An 18229-nucleotide genomic window follows, 5' to 3' on the forward strand; every position below is an offset into this window, starting at 1 on the left:
GCGAAGCAAGTGCGAGATGCCGCATTTTGCGATTGCAGCATTGGGGGGAATAGGCGAGAAGAGCCCCGCTTTTCCAGCGGAAATGGACCGTAAATATGTCAGATGTAATACGGGCAGTGATCCTCGGCATCATCGAGGGTGTGACCGAGTTCCTTCCCGTTTCCTCGACCGGCCATCTGCTGCTCGCGGAGCGCTTCTTCCATCTCGGCGAGGGCGCGTTCTGGGATTCGTTTACTGTTCTGATCCAGTTGGGTGCGATCCTCGCGATCGTCGGCCTCTATTTCAAGAAGCTGTGGGACGTCGTGATCGGCTTCTTCACGGGCGACACCTATTCCCGCCGCTTCGTGATCGGCGTGCTGGTGGCGTTCCTGCCCGCTGTCGTCGTCGGCCTCGTCGCCGGCAAATACATCAAGAGCGTGCTGTTCAATCCGTGGGTCGTCTGCTTCACGCTGATCGTCGGCGGCGCCATCCTGCTCTGGGTCGACAAGCTCGACCTCAAGCCGCGTGAGCACGACGCGACGCGGTTCCCGCTGCTGATGTATCTCTATATCGGCATCGCGCAGTGCGTCGCCATGATCCCCGGCGTGTCGCGCTCCGGCGCCAGCATCGTCGCCGCGATGTTCCTGGGCGCCGACAAGCGCGCCGCGGCGGAGTTCTCGTTCTTCCTCGCCATCCCCACCATGATCGGCGCGTTCGCCTACGATTTCTACAAGAACCGCTCCGAGATGACGATGGACCACATGGGCATCGTCGCGATCGGCTTCATCGTGTCGTTCATCACAGCGATCATCGTGGTGAAGACGTTCCTGGAATACGTCACCCGCCACGGTTTCGTCGTGTTCGCCTGGTGGCGCGTCATCGTCGGCACGCTCGGCCTGATCGCGCTCGCGCTCGGCCATTAAGCGCACGGCCATAGCCCGGATTGAGGTCCGTAGCCCGGATGGAGCGCAAGCATAATCCGGGATCGTGCCACAAGCTCTGCCGGCCCCGGATTACGCTGCGCTCCATCCGGGCTACGGGGCTCGCGCTCGGCCGTTAACCTTTGCAACTTGCCGATAAGCCTCAACGCAAAATAAGCTTTTGATCGGTAGGCAGTTTCCAGAGCCGGGTGGCGCGCGTCCGGCGCAGGAGCTGAGCCATGACCCTCGTCAGCGGCTGGGGGCGTTTCCCGGTCGTCGATAGCGATGTGCTGCGGCCGCGGTCGTTCGAGGCCGTGGGCGACGCCGTGGTGGCCGGCTCTGTGGCGCGCGGTAATGGCCGCGCCTATGGCGATGCCGCGATCGGTGCGGTCAGGACGATCGGGATGACCGGGTTCGACCGGGTCAGGTCGTTCGATCCCGCGACCGGGCGCATCCGTCTCGAAGCCGGCGTGCTGCTCGCGGACCTGATCGACACCTTTGGTCCGCGCGGCTTCCTGCCCTTCGTCGTGCCGGGCACGCGTTTCGTCTCGATCGGTGGTGCCATCGCGGCCGACGTGCACGGCAAGAACCATCATTGCGAAGGCGGCTTCGGCCGCTATGTCGATAGCATTTTGCTTCGCACCGGACAGGGCGACGTCATCGAAGCCTCGCGCGAGCAAAATTCCGATGCCTTCTTCGCGACCGTCGGCGGCATGGGCCTCACCGGCGTCATCCTTGAAGCATCGATGCGGCTGCGTCCCGTCGAGACCGGCTGGATCCGCGAACGCGTGATCGCGACATCCGACCTCGATGCCGCGATGCGCGCGCTCGATGCCGGAGATTCCGCGACCTATTCGGTGGCATGGATCGATTGCGCCGCGCGAGGGCCCGATCTCGGCCGCTCGCTGATCTATCTCGGCGAGCACGCCGGCAAAGACGAGCTCACTGAGGCCGCCGCTGCGTTTCCCGTCGGCAGGAATCCCGGGCTCGCGGTGCCCATGGACCTGCCGTCGATGACGCTCAATCGCTACAGCATCCGCGCCTTCAACGAGCTCTATTACCGCATGGGTGCGCGCCGCGCCGGCGGCAGCCAGATCGTCTCGCTCTATCCCTATTTCTTCCCGCTCGACAGCATTGCCGACTGGAATCGCATCTATGGAAGGCGCGGGTTCCTGCAGCATCAATGCGTGATCCCGGAAGCTGGCGCGCGCGCCGTGCTCGCCGACATTCTCGACCGCATCACGCGGCGCGGCGATGCGTCCTTCCTCGCGGTGCTCAAGAAGCTCGGTCATGGCGACGGCATCCTGTCGTTCCCGCTGCCCGGCTACACGCTGGCGCTGGACTTTCCGCTGAAGGGCGACATCCTGAATTTCCTCGACGAGATCGATCGCCTCGTCGTCGCGAGCGGCGGCCGGCTCTATCTCGCCAAGGATGCGCGCCAGTCGCGTGCGACCTTCGAGGCCGGCTATCCCGCCCTGCCCCGCTTCAACGCGATCCGCAGATCGCTCGATCCCGCCGGCAACATCCGCTCAAAGCTTTCACAACGCCTGTTCGATGAGGTCTAGGCCGTGACGTCACGCAAGTCCGCAATTGTGCTCGGTGGCTCCTCCGATATCGGCCGCGCCGCGGCGCGCGCTTTCGCCAAGGCCGGTTACGATGTCGGCCTCGCAGGCCGCGACGCTGCTGCGCTGGAGCCTGACGCGGCGGATCTGCGCGCGCGCTACAATATCGAAGCGCGCACGTTGACATTCGACGTGCTCGACACCGCCTCGTTCGACGGCTTCGTTGCCGGCCTTCCCGCCTTGCCCGACGTCGTCGTCTCGATCATCGGTCTCCTTGGTGTGCAGCAAAACGCCGAGAGCGACCTCGCGCACGCCACCACGATCATGCGCTCGAACTACGAGGGGCCGTCGCTGATCCTCGGCCTGTTCGCCGAAAAATTCATGGCGCGCGGCAACGGCACGATCGTCGGCGTGTCGTCGGTTGCCGGCGACCGCGGCCGTGCCTCCAACTACGTCTACGGCTCGGCGAAGGCCGGCTTCTCCGCCTTCCTCTCAGGCTTGCGCGCGCGTGCGAGCCGCGGCGGCGTGCACGTCGTCACGGTCAAACCCGGCTTTGTTCGCACCAAGATGACGGAAGGCATGAAGCTGATCGGCCCGCTGACGGTCGAAGCGCCTGTCGTCGGCGATGCGATCCTGGCCGCCGTCGAGAAGAAGACCGATGTCGTCTATGTCAGCGGCAAATGGCGTCTCGTGATGCTGATCATCAAGACGCTGCCGGAAGCGGTGTTCAAGAAGCTGAAGTTTTGAGGTGTTGCCGCGCTGACGGTGCGCTCCCTCTCCCGCTTGCTGGGGAGGGGGTATCTCCGCGGGCGAGAACCCCCAAGAGGAGAAGGCCCTCTCCCGCCGCTGCGCGGCGACCTCTCCCGCAAGCGGAAGAGGTCAAACCAACTTACGCGCTCTTGCGCTGGAACTGCCCCTGCGGGCGGAAGCGCCAGAGGTACTGCGGCGCGATCGCTTCCAGCGAATCGGCGGTGATGCCGAGGCCTTCCAGCGTCAGGCCCGCGGCCTTCGCCGCATCCGACACGACATTGTCGCGCTCGAGCAGCGTGACCTGGTCCGGCGTCAGCTTGAACGCGCCGGGCGCGAATTGCAGGAAGGAGGCGTTGAGGCGGGCGAGGCCGAACGGCATCGGCATCAGCGTCGGCTTGCGATCGGCGATGGTGACGATCGCCTCGATGATCTCGCGCATGGTCAGCACTTCCGGCCCGCCGAGCTCGTAGGTCGCGCCCGCCTTGGCCTTGCCGTCGACCGCATCGGCAATCGCGGTGGCGACATCGCCGACATAGACCGGCTGCATCTTCGTCTCGCCGCCGATCAGCGGCAGTACCGGCGACATCCGCGCCAGCGCCGCAAAGCGGTTGGTGAACTGGTCCTCGGGGCCGAACATCACGGAGGGGCGGAAGATCGTGGCTGTCGGCACCGCGGCGAGCACCGCCGCCTCGCCGGCCGCCTTGGCCTTGGCGTAGCGTGAGGGTGATTCGGCATCGGCGCCGATCGCCGAAACGTGGATCAGCCGGGCCCCGGCAGCCGCGGCCGCCTTGGCCACGGTCTCGGCGCCCTTGGCCTGGACGGCGTCGAAGCTCTGCGCGCCGCCCTCGGTGAGGATGCCGACCAGATTGATCACGACGTCCGAATCACGCACCGCCGCCTCGACCGAGGCCGGGTAGCGCAGATTGGCCTGCACGACGTGGACCTGCCCGACCTTGCCTGAGGGCTGGAGGTAACCGGCTAGTTCCGGCCGCCGCACCGCAACACGGACCCGGTAGTCCCGCCGGCACAGCGCCCGGACGACATTCCGGCCCAAAAACCCCGATCCGCCGAAAACCGTGACGAGAGTTTCCGAATTCGTTGCCATGGAGGTCCATTCCTGCGGGAAGAGTGCGTGTTATCAGGCTTCTACCGGTCCGGTTTGCGATGCGCAATCCGCATCGCCAAAACCGGGCAAGCATGAATTGACAACGGCGTCACCGAACCGTAGTAACCGCCTCCGTGCCCCAAACGGCATGCCCAGGTGGTGGAATTGGTAGACGCGCTGGCTTCAGGTGCCAGTGGCTTAACGGCCGTGAAGGTTCGAGTCCTTTCCTGGGCACCACCTACCCTTTAAGGGTCTGAAATCACTCATTTGCTGGGAATTTCAGCCGCTGACCGGTACCCAACACCGGGACACAGCTCTAATGGCGTTTGGAATAGCCAACATCACCTCTCGGGCTGATTCTTCCAGCCACATCTTTCTACTCGGAACGCCTGCCGATGTCCTGGCGCACGGCGGGATGAACCGGGGCGTCCTGATCCAATTTCCAGAGTTCATGTTCAGCCGGCCAAACGCGGAAGCGCCTGCTGGCGCTGGTAGCGCATGCGACTACCGGGGCTCGGAAACTCAGTGACAAAATTGCCGGTGACTACGGCGTGGATCACCGCCTCGCGCGATATCCGGTTTTTGAGCAGAGGACCGGCAGGGCCATCGCGCAGGCGTTCGAGGATTGGAAACGGGAAGCCCGGCCGGCACCGAGCACCCCGTCAATGTGGCGCGGCAATTTCAAGTCGCTCAGGGACACGATGAGATCGGGCGCCTACAGGTGTCCGGTGTCGTTGCATGGAAGGATCACCTGGTCGGTCGGGGGCTCGCGCCGAAAACGATCAATGCCGGCCACCTATCAGTCGCTCTTCGCTTTTTCAGTCATCGCCGCTTGGAGTTTCTTGATGTCTGCGGCCGACAGCTCCGGCCGGTCCACCTTGATCGTCAGCTTGTTGAGTTTGGCGGTCAGCGGGAACGGTGGCTTGTAGTCGGCATCGTTGACGCCCGTCAGCGTGTCCGAGCCGATGTCGAAGCTTTCGTCCCACTGCAGAATCATCGGCAGCGTCTTCTCCATCCGTTTCGTGGCGACCTCCTTGCCGTCGACCTTGAGCGTGCCGGTGCCGGGCTGGGCGAGACCACTGAAGTTGTTGTATTCGAGCGTGCCGACGCCAATGCCATCGTACTTGAAGTCGAACTCGACCGTGTGTCGGCCCGGTGACAGCGCATCCGGCCCCTCCCACTTGATCCGCTCGAGGTCGACCATGTTCCACAGGAACACAGGCTTGCCCTTCAAGAGGTAGAAGCCGTAACCGGCGAAGCGCCCGCCCGAGGTCAGGATCATGCCCTCGGCGCCTCCCTGCGGCACGTCGATATCGGCGGTGATCAAGTAGGAAGTATTGAGCAGCAGCGGCGAGTCTCCCTGCGGCAATCCTGTCATCGGCCGCGTGTACACGAACTCCTTGCGGCCCGCGGTGATGTTCGGGCGCGGTGCGACGATGCGCGCCGCGACCGATGCATCCAGCGGGAAGACCTGATACTTCTTGGCCTCGGCGATGAAAGCCTCCTTCATCTCCTTGACCTTCTGCGGGTTCGTGGCTGCGATGTCGTCGACCTGGCTGAAGTCCTTGGTCAGGTCATAGAGCTGGAACACTTGGTTGTTCAGCGGATCCGGATTGGCCGGACCGAACGCCTCCCAGGGCGCGCGGTTGACCTTGGTGGAAAGCATCCAGCCGTTGTCATAGAGCGCCCATTGACCGAACATCTCGAAGTATTGCGTCTGGTGGCGCGATGGCACCTTGGCGTTCGGCCCATCGAACGTGTAGGCAAAGCTCGTGCCCTCTATCGGCGCCTGCTTGATGCCGTCGACGAACTCGGGGGCCTGAATGCCGGCGGCCTCGAGGATCGTCGGCACGACGTCGATCACGTGGACGAATTGCTCGCGCAATGCGCCTCTGTCCTTGATGCGTGCCGGCCACGACACCACCATGTTCTGGTTGATGCCGCCGAGCCGTGAGGCGTTCTGCTTGAACCAGTCGAACGGCGTGTCAAACGCCCAAGACCAGCCAGCAGACATGTGGTTGTACGTCTGCTCGGTGCCCCAGACGTCGTAGAATTTCATCTGCACGTCGACCGGCATCATGTTGATGCCGTTGAAGAACGCCACTTCGTTCGGCGTGCCCAGCGGTCCGCCTTCGGCGCTGGTGCCGTTATCGCCGTTGATGTAGACGACAAGCGTGTTGTCGAGCCGGCCAATATCCTGGAAGTGCTGGATGACGCGGCCGATCTCGTGGTCGTTATAGGCGGCGTAGGCGGCGTAGACTTCAACTTGGCGGACGAAGAGCTTCTTTTCCTCGGTGCTCAACTGGTCCCACGGTTTCAGCATGTCCTTGGGCCAGGGTGCCAGCTTGGTGTCCTTCGGGACGACGCCGAGCCGCTTCTGGTTCTCCAGGATGCGGTCGCGCACGTTCTCGTAGCCGTCGTCAAACAGGTGCATCGCGCTGATCTTGTCCACCCACTCCTTGGTCGGGTGGTGCGGCGCGTGCGTGGCGCCGGGCGCGTACTTGATGAACAGCGGCTTGCTTGGGTCGGTCTGGTGCATCCGCGTCATCCAGTCGATGGCGTCGTCGGCCATCGCGGTGACGAGGTTCCAGGTGCCGGGCGGCTTTCCCTGGAACGGATAGATCTGCGTCGTGTTGCGGAAGAGATTTGGCTCCCACTGGTTGGCGTCGCCACCGACGAAGCCGTAGAAATACTCGAAGCCCATGCCGGTCGGCCATTGGTCGAACGGGCCGGCTTGGCTGGCCGTGTAGACCGGCGTGTTGTGGTCCTTGCCGAACCAGGACGTGCCGTAGCCATTGTCGAGCAGGATCCGCCCGATCGTCGCCTTGTCCTTGCCGATGATGCTGTTGTAGCCCGGGAAGCCGGTCGACTGCTCGGAGATCACGCCAAAGCCGGCCGAATGGTGATTGCGCCCGGTGATTAGCGCCGCACGGGTCGGTGAGCACAGCGCGGTGGAGAAGACGCGGTTGTAGCGCAGTCCCTCGCTGGCGATGCGGTCCATCGTCGGGGTTGGGATGACACCGCCGAAAGTGCTGGGTACGCCGAAGCCGGCGTCGTCGGTGATGATCAGCAGCACGTTCGGCGCGGCCTGCGGCGGCACGACGCGCGGCGCCCACCATGGCTTCGATTGCAGCGCGTCGTTCTTGATCACGCCGCCGAATGTCGGGTCGGGCGGTGGGAGCTGTTTTCCATCGATCGTAGACGTGGCGCCGGGCGAGCCGGGCGTGCCAGTGATTTGCTGTGCCAGCGCCTGGCTGGTGATCGCAAATGAGCTTGCGACCAGGAGAGCTTTTATGAAGGATCGATGCGAAAATGAGCCCCGTGTCTGCATATTGTTGACTCCTTGATCAGTGATCAAAAGCCGAAAAATGCGAACATGGAATGCGCTCGGTTCATCGGCTTGATTTGGATCAAAGTCGTTTGCTCCCGGTACACAAAACCGGCACACGGGTTCGCCGGGCGAACCAGAAACCCTAGCAAATTCAAGCTTCTTGGTTAGTGGCGATCCAGTCCTTTCCTGGGCACCACTTTAGGTCGGTGCGACTGTTGTTCGGCGGGCGCCATCTCGAAGAAGATCTAGTCCTCCGGGAAAAGCAGCGGCTCGTAGTCCCGTGCGCCTTGAAGGATGTGGATCACTTCGATCGCATCGCGACCGACCCGATAGAAAATCAGATAGCTGCCGAACGGGCGCCGACGAACGCCCTTGTTTTCGTAGCGCGGCACCAGCGGATAGCCCCGCGGGCGTCGGCCAGGGATTCGCACTTTTCACGTAGTCCGCGGATAAGTGTGAGAGCGCCTCGCGGGCTTTGCTGGGCGACGTACGACGCTATGTCCTCAAGGTCTCGTTCGGCTTCCGCGGTGAGGACGACGATCACGAGCGGTCGGCCTTGCCGGCCAATCTCGCTTCCAGCCGGTCAAAAACCTCAGAGCTCGGCTTCAGCCGACCCGCGTCAGCGTCATCGAGCCCGCGAGCAATCGCGGCGTCCAACGCGGCCAGCCGCACTTCGCGCTCTTGAATCAGCCGCACGCCCTCGCGCAGCACCTCGCTCTTGGAGTGATAGCGACCCGAGGCGACTAGCTTTGTGACAAAGTTTTCAAGGGCTTCGCCTAGATCTGCACTTACCGCCATGCTGCTTCTCCCGCCAGCGCTGGTACTTAATAACTATTATTGAATCCCCTCTGCATCAAGCCGACTCCCGCTGGCCGCCCCCTCCAGCGCCCCCCTCACACCACCCTTTTCCCCGCCTTCTCCGCCACCGCCTTCTGCACAAAATACATCGCCACCAGCGCGACCATGGCCGAGGCGACGACGACGTAGCCGATCCGGTCGAAATGGATCAGGGAGCCGTCGGGGGCTTGCGCGATGATGGCGCCGGCGAGGACCGAGCCGAGGCCGCCGGAAAGCTGCTGCAGCGAGGCGCTGATGGCGCTGAAGGAGCCGCGCTGGGTCTGGTCGGGGATCGCCGACATCAGCGCCTGCGACGGGATCATGCGCGAGAAGATGCCGACGAACATCAGCACGTTGACGAGGATCGCCGTGGTCAGCGTGACGTGGCCGAGATGGGTGTAGATCAGCACCATGATCACCGAGACCACGCTGCCGAACACGAAGGTCGGGTACTTGCCGAAGGCGTCGCTGGCCCGGCCCACAAGCGGCCCCGTGACGATGCTGAACAGGCCGGAGACCAGATAGATCGTCGGCAGATGCGCCATGTCGATGCCGAGATTGTGCACGGTGAAGGCGCTGGAGAACGGCATCAGCATGTAGCCGCCGGTTGCCAGCAACGTCGTGACCGCGAAGGCCAGCGTGTAGCGCGGCTCGACGACCGTCGCGACCAGATGGTGAACCGGATTTTTGTCCTGCTTCAGCTTCAGATGCGCGTCGACCGGCTCCATCGCGAAGGCGATCACGGCGATCGTGACGATCGACAGGCCGACGATCGCAACGAAGCAGACGTGCCAGTTCCAGTGATTGGCGAGAAACAGCCCGGCGGGAATGCCGAGCACCTGGCTCGCGGCGAACGCCGTCTGCACGAAGCCCATCACGCGGCCGCGCAGATGCAGCGGGAACAGGTCGGTGATGATGGCGAGCACGACCGAGCCGATCACGCCGCCGAACAATCCGGTCACGATCCGGCCGAGCAGCAGCACATGGTAGTTCTGCGCGGCCGCGCACAGCAGGGTTCCGAGCGTGAAGCCGACATAGAAGAACAGCAGCAGCCGCTTGCGATCGAAGCGATCGGCAAAGCCGGCGGCCAGAATGCCCGAGAGTCCCGCGCTGAATGCGTAGGCCGACACCGCGACGCCGAACTGGGTCGCCGTGATGTCGAGCGCGGGCATCAGGATGGCGCCGAGCGGCGACATGATGATGAAGTCGAGGATGATCGTGAACTGCGTGAACGCGAGCAGCGCGATGAGGAGCGCCTGGTAGCGCGAGAAGCCGCGCTGGCGTTCCTGCTGGTCGTCGAGAGGCGCGGCGAGCGTCTGTTCGGTCATGGCACCTGGTTCTGGCGAGCGGGAGGGAGATTGGCAGATAGGGTGGACCGGGATGATGTCTACGGGGCGCACGCCAAATGCCCAGCGGGAACACGAAGCTCCCGCCGGGTTGTGGGATCCCTGCAACAGCCGGCTGGACGGGTCGGCTCTGGTATTCCAAGGGCCAGCCGCCCGTTCGGGCCGGATTAAGCCGCCCTTAGCGAATGCTCCCTAGGCTCGCGGGCGTCCATTTCCCTGCTCCCCGGCCCTGAGGGCCGGTCAGTTTGCGGTCAACAGAGCGTTTTCGGATGGAGCAGCCTGCCTGGAGTTACGAATCTGGCGCGACGGAGCCATTGGCACCGTCGGCGGCTGCGCGGACGCTCGTCATCGATCTCGAAGGCGCCCTGCTCCGCTCCGAGCTGCTGATGGAAGCGCTGTTCTCCAGGCCCGCCTTGATGCTGGCCCGGTTCGGCGCGGGCGGACGTCCGGGCATGGCGGCGCTCACGGATATCCTGGCGCAGGCCGAGCTCGACTACGCCCATCTGCCCTACGACTCCGACGTGCTGAACCAGGCGCTGGCGGCGCGGGCGCGGGGCGAGAAGATCTATCTGGTCGCCGGCCGCTTCGCCGCTCATGCCGCCGGCATCGCCGCGCATCTCGGCTTCGATGGTGTCGTGACGCCGGCTGATCTTGCCGCGGGTGACAGGTTGCCGTTCGATCGTGCGTCGATCGAACGCGTCGAGAGCCGAAGCCATCGCCGCGCCAGCCTCAAGACCTGGACGAAGGCGCTGCGCGTCTATCAATACGCCAAGAACACGCTGGTGTTCGTGCCGGCGATCACCGCGCATCAGATGAATCTGCCGACGCTCGGCTACGCGCTGCTGGCGTTCATGGCGTTCTCGGCCTGTGCGTCGGGCGCCTATCTGATGAATGATCTGCTCGACCTCGCCGCGGACCGGCAGCATCCGACCAAGCGTCATCGCGCGTTGGCTGCCGGCGATCTGCCGATCTCCTCGGCGCTGCTCGCGATCCCGGCGCTGTGGCTGTTCGCGCTCGTCGCCAGCCTCTGCATCTCGCCGCTGTTCCTCGGCGTGCTCGGCGCCTATCTCGCCACCACGATCGCCTATTCGCTCGTGCTCAAGCGCAAGATGCTGGTCGACGTCGTCACGCTCGCCGGCCTCTACAGCCTGCGCATCATCGCCGGCGCCGTCGGTGTCGGCGTGGTGCTGTCGGAATGGCTGCTGATCTTCTCGCTGTTCGTGTTCACCTCGCTGGCGCTGATCAAGCGCTTCAGCGAGCTCAGCATGCGCGAGAGCGCCGGCCTCGCCGATCCCTCCAACCGCGACTACAGGATCACCGACCTGCAGATCATTGCCGCGATGGCGGCCGCGAGCGCGATGAACGCGGTGACCGTGTTCTCGCTCTACGTCTCGTCGACGGCGGTGACGCCGCTCTACAGCCGGCCCTGGATGCTGTGGCTGCTCAATCCGCTGCTGCTGTACTGGTTCGGCCGGGCCCTGATGATGGCGCATCGCCGCGAGATGCCCGACGACCCCATTCTCTACGCGTTCCGCGACGGCCCCAGCCGCACCACCGTGGCGGCGATGATCTGCATCATGCTGGCGGCGATCTGAGCTGGCGGCAGCTTGCGCGGCCCGCCGCCAGTGGCTACATCGCGGTCCATCCGATGATCTTATGATGCCGACAGACAGATTCGATTGAGGTTTTGACACGCCATGACCGTACGCCTGCATCGCGGCGACCTGCCCGACCTCACGCGCTACTCCGGAGCGGTGGCGATCGACACCGAGACCATGGGGCTGAACCCGCACCGTGACCGGCTCTGCGTGGTGCAGCTCTCGCCCGGCGACGGCAGCGCCGACGTGGTGCAGATCCCCAAGGGCCACACCGATGCGCCGAACCTGAAGGCGCTCCTGGCCAATCCCGCCATCACCAAGATTTTCCATTTCGCACGGTTCGACGTCGCGGTGCTGTACCAGACCTTCGGCGTCATGACCGGGCCGATTTATTGCACCAAGATTGCCTCGCGCCTGACCCGCACCTACACCGACCGCCATGGCCTCAAGGACCTCGTCCGCGAGGTGCTCAATGTCGATCTCTCCAAGCAGCAGCAGTCCAGCGACTGGGGCTCCGACAGCCTGACCGAGCCGCAGCTCGCTTACGCCGCCTCCGACGTGCTGCATCTGCATGCCCTGCGCGAGCGGCTCGATGCCATGCTGGTCCGGGAGGGCCGCACCGCGCTGGCCAAGGCCTGTTTCGACTTCCTGCCGACCCGCGCCCTGCTCGACCTGCAGGGCTGGGACGAAGAGGACATTTTCGCGCATTCCTGAGCCGTCATCCGGCGGCTAGGCTCGGGTGATCGCCCCGTTTCGGACACTTTCGTGCGGCCTGTCGCGGGCTGCATATTGTGGTGGCGCCGGGTACAATGGCGTGCCTGCTAACCGGACCAGGCGAGCGACAGCTCGGGAGCTCAGGTGAATTCGGCCCAGATTCCAACCTACGACGCCGCGCTTGCGGCGAAGTTTGCCAGCGCGGCGCGCCACAGCCGCCTGGTCCGGATTCTGCGCGTCGCGGTGCCGCTGACGGTGGCCGCGTCCATGGCGGCGATCGTCATCGTCTCGACCTTCCTCAATCCCTTCCAGATCCCGCTGAAGCTCGACTCCGGAAACCTCGTGGTGACAGGCACCAAGATCACGATGGAATCGCCGCATCTGTCCGGCTTCACCCCGGACCAGCGGCCCTACGAGCTCTGGGCCAAGACCGCGACGCAGGACATCACCGACCCCGACCATGTCGATCTCAACGACCTGCGCGCAAAGGTGCTGATGGAGGATCAATCGAGCCTGTTCCTCGATGCCCGCACCGGCCGCTTCGACAACAAGCAGCAGCAGCTCGATCTGCACAAGGATATCTTCCTGCGCACCTCGACCGGCTACGAGGCGCGGCTGAACTCGGCCTTCGTCGACATGGGCAAGGGCACGGTCAGCTCGGATGAGCGCGTCGACGTCAAGCTCACCAACGGCACGCTGACCGCCGATCGGCTGCGCATCACCGAAGGCGGCGACGTCATCCGCTTCGAAGGCAATGTGGTGATGCATCTGGACAAGCTGGACGATCCCGCCGCACAAGCTGCGCCGGTCGAACCGGCGCCGGCGCCACCGCCGGCCAAGTCAAAGAACAAATCGGCCAATTCAAAGTGATTTTCATGACCAGGTCTTTTCCGCGCAACCACACGCGCAACGCCATGCTCAGCGCGGCTGCGCTTGCCGCCATCGTCGTGCTTGCTGCAACTGGCGCCGTATTCGCACAGAGCACGATGCAAGGCGTGCCGAACGCGATGCAGGGTTTCTCGCAGAATCGCGATCAGCCGATCCAGATCGAAGCCGCCTCGCTCGAGATGCGCGACAAGAAGAAGGAGGCGACCTTCTCCGGCAATGTGAAGGTCATCCAGGGCGACACCACCATGACCTCGAAGACGCTGGTGGTGTTTTACGATTCCGGCGGCGGCGACAGCAAGCCGGCCGCGCCGCAGCCTGCGGCGAAGGGCGCCAAGGGCGCGCCGATGCAGTCGTCGACGCCCGGCCCCGGCGGCAGCTCCTCGATCAAGCGGCTGGAGGCGCGCGGCAATGTCGTGGTCACCCAGAAGGACCAGGTGGTGACAGGCGAGACCGCCGTGTTCGACACCAGGACCAATCTCATCACCATGCTCGGCGGTGTGGTCCTGACGCAGTGCAAGAACGTGCTGCGCGGCGACCGTCTGGCGGTCGACATGACGACCGGCGTTTCGCGCGTCGAATCCGACAGCGGCCGGGTGCAGGCCCTGCTGCCGCAGGGGGGCAGCAGTGACTGCGGATCGGGTGGCTCTGGCAAGCCCGCGGCGGCGCCGCTGCAACTGCCCGGGGCCGGTAAAAAGTAAATTCAGGTCACGATTTCAATGGCTTGGACAGGATTCGGTCGATCCGAGGTTGAAGCTTGCCCGGCGAGACTGTATTTACCGCGCAGGGCTTTCGAAGCGGGGTCCGCCGCTTTTCGGGCGTGTTTCACTGGGCATGAGACATCCCTTCATTCATGCTGCGTCGGCGAATCGAGAGGCCGGCGCGCCAGATCGCGCGAACACCGCGCGGGATCACCGTAGAAGGCTAGTAGGCGGGGATGGTCGATCTTTTCAGCATGTTCCGTCGGCGCCCCGCCAAACGCGGCCGGCCAGGATTTGCGCGTGACATCACCTCGCTCGGCGACAGCGTCGGCGGGTTGGTGCCAAGTCCGGTGCCAAGCCCGGTGCGTGATGCTCCGCCGATCGCGCGCGACCAGGCGATCCATGCGCCCGATCCCTATCAGGACGACTATCAAGCCAATTACCAGGCCGAGCCGCCGCGCGCCCAGGCGGAGCATCCGGTCAGGGCAGCCGCCAGGCCGAATGGCTCAGGCGGACCGCAGCTTCTGAAACGGCCGGGCTTCCTGGCTGTGCATAGCGTGGAAAAGAGTTTCGGCAGCCGCCAGGTCGTGCGCGGCGTCAGCATCTATGTGCGGCGCGGCGAAGCGGTCGGCCTGCTCGGCCCGAACGGCGCCGGCAAGACCACCGTGTTCTACATGATCACCGGCCTGATCAAGGCCGATCGCGGCGCGATCGAGCTCGACGGCCACGACGTCACCAAGCTGCCGATGTATCAGCGCGCGCGGCTCGGCATCGGCTATCTGCCGCAGGAAGCCTCGATCTTCCGCGGCCTCACCGTCGAGCAGAACATCCGCGCCGTGCTCGAAGTGGTCGAGCCTTCGCGCAAGAAGCGCGAGCAGCAGCTCGACTCGCTGCTCGACGAATTCAACATCACGCGCCTGCGGAAATCGCCGTCGATCGCGCTGTCGGGCGGTGAGCGCCGCCGCGTCGAGATCGCGCGCGCACTGGCGACGCGTCCGAACTACATGCTGCTCGACGAGCCCTTTGCGGGCATCGATCCGATCGCGGTCGGCGACATTCAGGACCTCGTCCGCCATCTCACCAACCGCGGCATCGGCGTGTTGATCACCGACCACAATGTCCGCGAAACGCTCGGTCTCACCGACCGTGCCTATATCGTCTATGCCGGTGAGATCTTGACGGAGGGCAGCCCGGAGGAGATCGTGGCTGATCCGGATGTTCGCCGGCTTTACCTTGGCGAGGAATTCCGCCTCTAGCCCGTTTTTCGATTTCGTCAAGGCGTATACATCGGGCGCGGACTAGGATAAGCAAAAATCGGACCAACTTTTTGGATCGGTTCTTGCTTCATGGCGCTTACGCAGAGATTAGAGTTCCGGCAATCGCAGTCGCTGGTCATGACGCCGCAGCTGATGCAGGCGATCAAGCTGCTGCAATTGTCCAATCTCGATCTCACGACCTTTGTGGAAGAGGAACTCGAGCGGAACCCCCTGCTGGAGCGGGCCAATGACGAGGCCCCCGGCGGCGAGGCCCCGGCCGAGGCCGGCCAGTTCGGCGATGGCGACGATTCCGGTGGTCAGGGCGAGGGGCACGGCGACGACGGCTTTGGCGGCAGCGGTGACGCCTTCGAGCCGGGCCAGGAAGAATGGATGAGCAAGGATCTCGGCACCCGCGCCGAGATCGAGCAGACCCTGGATACGGGCCTGGACAACGTCTTCTCCGAGGAGCCCGCCGAGGCCGCCGCGCGCAACGCCCAGGATGCCGCGCCGACCACCTATACCGAATGGGGCGGCGGCGCCTCGGGTGACGAAGACTACAATCTCGAAGCTTTTGTCGCGGCTGAGACAACGTTGTCGGACCATCTCGCCGAGCAGCTCTCGGTCGCCTTCACCGGCGCGGCGCAGCGCATGATCGGCCAGTACCTGATCGACCTCGTCGACGAGGCCGGCTATCTGCCGCCCGATCTCGGCCAGGCCGCCGAGCGTCTCGGCGCAACGCAGGCCGACGTCGAGGACGTCCTTGCCGTGCTGCAAAAATTCGATCCCGCCGGTGTCTGCGCACGCAATCTGAGTGAGTGCCTGGCGATCCAGCTCCGCGAGCTCGACCGCTACGATCCCGCGATGCAGGCTTTGGTCGAGCATCTCGATCTTCTCGCCAAGCGTGACATCGCGTCCTTGCGCAAGCTCTGCGGTGTCGACGACGAGGACATCGCCGACATGATCGGCGAGATCCGCCGCCTCAATCCCAAGCCCGGCATGAAGTTCGGCTCGGCGCGGCTCCAGACCATGGTGCCCGACGTCTATGTCCGTCCGGGTCCGGACGGCGGCTGGCATGTCGAGCTCAACAGTGACACCTTGCCGCGCGTGCTGGTCAACCAGACCTACTATTCCGAGCTATCCAAGAAGATCGGCAAGGACGGCGACAAGTCCTACTTCACCGACGCGTTGCAGAACGCGACCTGGCTGGTGCGCGCGCTCGACCAGCGCGCCCGTACCATCCTGAAAGTTGCAACCGAGATCGTTCGCCAGCAGGACGGCTTCTTCACGCATGGCGTTGCGCATCTGCGGCCGCTGAATCTGAAGGCCGTCGCGGACGCCATCCAGATGCATGAATCCACGGTGTCGCGCGTCACCGCCAACAAATACATGGCGACAAATCGCGGCACATTCGAATTGAAATATTTCTTCACGGCCTCGATTGCCTCGGCCGACGGCGGCGAGGCGCATTCGGCCGAAGCCGTGCGTCACCACATCAAGCAGCTGATCGATTCGGAGGAGCCGTCCGCGATCCTGTCGGATGATACCATCGTGGAACGTTTGCGCGCTTCGGGCATTGATATCGCCCGCCGCACGGTCGCGAAGTATCGCGAAGCCATGCGCATTCCGTCCTCGGTGCAACGCCGCCGCGATAAGCAGAGCGCTCTTGGTAACGTCCTCTCTACCGCACTGTCGGATCGCTCCCGCAACACCGAACCGGCCTGATTGCGCTGGCGCGAAATCGCGCTACTCTCATCCCCCCACCGCGACCGATCCAAGCTGGGCAACCAAGCGAGGCATCACATGACTCTTCGGATTTCGGGCAAGAGCGTCAGCGTCGGCGAGGCCCTGCGTGGCCGCGTGACCGACCGGACTGAAGAGGTCCTGCGCAAATATTTCGACGGCAATTATTCCGGCCACATCACGCTGTCCAAGGACGGCTTCGGCTTCCGAACCGATTGCGCGCTGCATCTCGATTCGGGAATTACGCTGGAGGCCGATTCGAACGCTCAGGACGCCTATGCCAGCGCCGACCAGGCGCTGATCATGATCGAGAAGCGCCTCAAGCGTTACAAGAGCCGGCTGAAGGACCGCTCGGCCCGCAAGGCCCATGTCGCCTCCGCTGCGCTGGCCGCGCTCGATGCCACCAGCTACGTGCTGGAAGCCCCGGGCGAGGGCGAGGACGACGATGAGGTCACCGGCTACAGCCCGGTGATCATCGCCGAGGCCACGACGTCCCTGAAACAGCTCTCGGTCAGCGAGGCCGTCATGGAACTCGACCTCAGCGGGGCACCCTGCCTGGTATTCCAGCACGGCTCCAGCGGACGGGTGAACATCATCTACCGCCGGGCCGACGGCAATGTCGGCTGGATCGACCCGCCGGGCGCGAAACCGGACGGCAATGCGGGTGGTTAGGGCCGGAACCGGCCCCGTACGACCCGCAGCCCTTAACAATGACCGGGGCAAAGCCGCACGCAGGAGTTGGCACCGGGATTGCGTTGGAGTAGAAGCGCCCCACATCAGGGCTTGGCTGGGCTTGGGCTAAGTCCCCCTCCTGCTTCACCTTCTTGACGCCGGCCGGGCTCGGTTCACTGAGCAGGCCAATTCGGAACCTGACGGTTTAATTCACCTCGGAAGACGTTCATGCCGATTACCGATCTGGTCGCGCCCGAGGCGATTCTCCCGGCATTGAAGGTCAACAGCAAGAAACAGGCTTTGCAGGAGCTTGCGGCGAAGGCCGCCGAGCTGACCGGGCAGAACGAGCGCTCGGTGTTCGAGGTGCTGCTGCAGCGTGAGAAACTCGGCACCACTGCGGTCGGCTACGGCGTCGCCATTCCCCACGGCAAGCTGCCCAAGCTCGAGAAGATCTTCGGCCTGTTCGCGCGTCTCGATCGCCCGATCGATTTCGAGGCGATGGACGGCCAGCCGGTCGATCTCGTCTTCCTGCTGCTCGCCCCCGAAGGCGCCGGTGCCGATCACCTCAAGGCCCTCGCCCGCATCGCTCGCCTGCTGCGCGACCAGGACATCGCCAAGAAGCTGCGCGCCTCGCGCGATGCCCAGGCGATCTATTCGGTGCTCGCGCTGCCGCCGGCGACCGCGGCCTGATCTTTCAGCCATTGCCGACTGGCGAGAATGCGAGCGTTGCAACGCGCTCTCGTGCCCCGGACGCAGCGCAACGCGTCTTCAGCGGTGCGCTGCAGAGCCGGGGCCCATGTCTCCACAATGTCCGTGTTGCTTTCTGGGTCCCG

Annotated in this window: 15 protein-coding genes, 1 tRNA gene and 1 pseudogene; 12 read left to right on the forward strand and 5 right to left on the reverse strand. The window is 64.3% G+C overall.

The features are described from left to right. Nucleotides 1–95: 95 nt before the first annotated feature. From VGR99_RS30265 to VGR99_RS30275, 3 genes are all read left to right on the forward strand, one after another. A complete protein-coding gene (locus VGR99_RS30265; protein ID WP_326903613.1) occupies nt 96–902 on the forward strand; it encodes an undecaprenyl-diphosphate phosphatase in 807 nt (268 codons plus the stop codon). A 236-nt stretch (nt 903–1138) separates the two neighbouring features. After that, the gene (locus tag VGR99_RS30270; RefSeq protein ID WP_326903614.1) at nt 1139–2464 is read left to right on the forward strand and encodes an FAD-binding oxidoreductase; all 1326 of its coding nucleotides are present in this window, start codon (nt 1139–1141) and stop codon (nt 2462–2464) included. A 3-nt stretch (nt 2465–2467) separates the two neighbouring features. Then, on the forward strand, nt 2468–3208 hold the full coding sequence (locus tag VGR99_RS30275; RefSeq protein ID WP_326903615.1) for an SDR family oxidoreductase: 741 nt from the start codon (nt 2468–2470) through the stop codon (nt 3206–3208). Between the two features lie 142 nt (nt 3209–3350). Here the strand turns inward: VGR99_RS30275 and VGR99_RS30280 are convergent, their stop codons facing one another. Continuing rightward, entirely contained in the window at nt 3351–4316 is a 966-nt protein-coding gene (locus tag VGR99_RS30280; protein WP_326903616.1) for a complex I NDUFA9 subunit family protein, read from the reverse strand. A 150-nt stretch (nt 4317–4466) separates the two neighbouring features. On the opposite strand from VGR99_RS30280, the gene VGR99_RS30285 reads away from it, so the two are divergent. Beyond that, nucleotides 4467–4553: transfer RNA gene (locus VGR99_RS30285), tRNA-Leu, on the forward strand. Nucleotides 4554–5115: 562 nt separating this feature from the next. Here the strand turns inward: VGR99_RS30285 and VGR99_RS30290 are convergent. The 4 genes and pseudogenes from VGR99_RS30290 to VGR99_RS30305 all read right to left on the reverse strand — a co-directional run bounded on the left by VGR99_RS30290 (nt 5116) and on the right by VGR99_RS30305 (nt 9812). After that, nucleotides 5116–7647: an arylsulfatase gene (locus VGR99_RS30290; RefSeq protein ID WP_326903617.1), complete on the reverse strand. Its 2532-nt coding sequence runs from the start codon at nt 7645–7647 to the stop codon at nt 5116–5118. 245 nt (nt 7648–7892) lie between these two features. Continuing rightward, a pseudogene (locus tag VGR99_RS30295) lies at nt 7893–8191 on the reverse strand (type II toxin-antitoxin system RelE/ParE family toxin). Beyond that, the gene (locus VGR99_RS30300) at nt 8188–8445 is read right to left on the reverse strand and encodes a type II toxin-antitoxin system ParD family antitoxin (protein ID WP_326903618.1); all 258 of its coding nucleotides are present in this window, start codon (nt 8443–8445) and stop codon (nt 8188–8190) included. Before VGR99_RS30300 ends, VGR99_RS30295 begins: the two are co-directional and overlap by 4 nt. Before the next feature lie 95 nt (nt 8446–8540). Then, nucleotides 8541–9812, reverse strand: coding sequence for an MFS transporter (locus VGR99_RS30305; RefSeq protein ID WP_326903619.1), 1272 nt, complete (start codon nt 9810–9812; stop codon nt 8541–8543). A gap of 332 nt (nt 9813–10144) precedes the next feature. On the opposite strand from VGR99_RS30305, the gene VGR99_RS30310 reads away from it, so the two are divergent. The 8 genes from VGR99_RS30310 to ptsN all read left to right on the forward strand — a co-directional run bounded on the left by VGR99_RS30310 (nt 10145) and on the right by ptsN (nt 18086). Continuing rightward, complete coding sequence (locus tag VGR99_RS30310; RefSeq protein WP_326903620.1) at nt 10145–11425, forward strand: UbiA family prenyltransferase; 1281 nt, start codon at nt 10145–10147, stop codon at nt 11423–11425. 102 nt (nt 11426–11527) lie between these two features. Next, nucleotides 11528–12142 (forward strand): ribonuclease D, encoded by a 615-nt coding sequence (locus tag VGR99_RS30315; protein ID WP_326903621.1) that lies wholly within the window; start codon nt 11528–11530, stop codon nt 12140–12142. 144 nt (nt 12143–12286) lie between these two features. Then, complete coding sequence (gene lptC / locus VGR99_RS30320) at nt 12287–13012, forward strand: LPS export ABC transporter periplasmic protein LptC (RefSeq protein ID WP_326903622.1); 726 nt, start codon at nt 12287–12289, stop codon at nt 13010–13012. 5 nt (nt 13013–13017) lie between these two features. Then, a complete protein-coding gene (locus VGR99_RS30325; protein WP_326903623.1) occupies nt 13018–13728 on the forward strand; it encodes an LptA/OstA family protein in 711 nt (236 codons plus the stop codon). Between the two features lie 236 nt (nt 13729–13964). Further along, entirely contained in the window at nt 13965–14984 is a 1020-nt protein-coding gene (gene lptB / locus VGR99_RS30330) for an LPS export ABC transporter ATP-binding protein (RefSeq protein ID WP_326903624.1), read from the forward strand. A gap of 90 nt (nt 14985–15074) precedes the next feature. Beyond that, nucleotides 15075–16706, forward strand: coding sequence for an RNA polymerase factor sigma-54 (gene rpoN, locus VGR99_RS30335; protein WP_326903625.1), 1632 nt, complete (start codon nt 15075–15077; stop codon nt 16704–16706). A gap of 78 nt (nt 16707–16784) precedes the next feature. Further along, nucleotides 16785–17396 carry a ribosome hibernation-promoting factor, HPF/YfiA family gene (hpf, locus tag VGR99_RS30340; RefSeq protein WP_326903626.1) on the forward strand — a complete coding sequence of 204 codons (612 nt, stop codon included), beginning with the start codon at nt 16785–16787 and terminating at the stop codon, nt 17394–17396. 228 nt (nt 17397–17624) lie between these two features. Continuing rightward, nucleotides 17625–18086 (forward strand): PTS IIA-like nitrogen regulatory protein PtsN, encoded by a 462-nt coding sequence (gene ptsN / locus VGR99_RS30345; RefSeq protein ID WP_008141251.1) that lies wholly within the window; start codon nt 17625–17627, stop codon nt 18084–18086. Nucleotides 18087–18229: the final 143 nt, after the last annotated feature.

The organism is Bradyrhizobium sp., assembly GCF_035935975.1.
In the GTDB taxonomy this organism is placed as follows: domain Bacteria; phylum Pseudomonadota; class Alphaproteobacteria; order Rhizobiales; family Xanthobacteraceae; genus Bradyrhizobium.

Excerpts from the sequence above, each read along its gene's own strand:
- VGR99_RS30265 (WP_326903613.1), top strand. The coding sequence starts at position 96 with ATGTCAGATGTAATACGGGCAGTGATCCTCGGCATCATCGAGGGTGTG.
- VGR99_RS30270 (WP_326903614.1), top strand. The coding sequence starts at position 1,139 with ATGACCCTCGTCAGCGGCTGGGGGCGTTTCCCGGTCGTCGATAGCGAT.
- VGR99_RS30280 (WP_326903616.1), bottom strand. The coding sequence starts at position 4,316 with ATGGCAACGAATTCGGAAACTCTCGTCACGGTTTTCGGCGGATCGGGG.
- VGR99_RS30290 (WP_326903617.1), bottom strand. The coding sequence starts at position 7,647 with ATGCAGACACGGGGCTCATTTTCGCATCGATCCTTCATAAAAGCTCTC.
- VGR99_RS30300 (WP_326903618.1), bottom strand. The coding sequence starts at position 8,445 with ATGGCGGTAAGTGCAGATCTAGGCGAAGCCCTTGAAAACTTTGTCACA.
- VGR99_RS30305 (WP_326903619.1), bottom strand. The coding sequence starts at position 9,812 with ATGACCGAACAGACGCTCGCCGCGCCTCTCGACGACCAGCAGGAACGC.
- VGR99_RS30315 (WP_326903621.1), top strand. The coding sequence starts at position 11,528 with ATGACCGTACGCCTGCATCGCGGCGACCTGCCCGACCTCACGCGCTAC.
- VGR99_RS30325 (WP_326903623.1), top strand. The coding sequence starts at position 13,018 with ATGACCAGGTCTTTTCCGCGCAACCACACGCGCAACGCCATGCTCAGC.
- lptB (WP_326903624.1), top strand. The coding sequence starts at position 13,965 with ATGGTCGATCTTTTCAGCATGTTCCGTCGGCGCCCCGCCAAACGCGGC.
- rpoN (WP_326903625.1), top strand. The coding sequence starts at position 15,075 with ATGGCGCTTACGCAGAGATTAGAGTTCCGGCAATCGCAGTCGCTGGTC.
- hpf (WP_326903626.1), top strand. The coding sequence starts at position 16,785 with ATGACTCTTCGGATTTCGGGCAAGAGCGTCAGCGTCGGCGAGGCCCTG.
- ptsN (WP_008141251.1), top strand. The coding sequence starts at position 17,625 with ATGCCGATTACCGATCTGGTCGCGCCCGAGGCGATTCTCCCGGCATTG.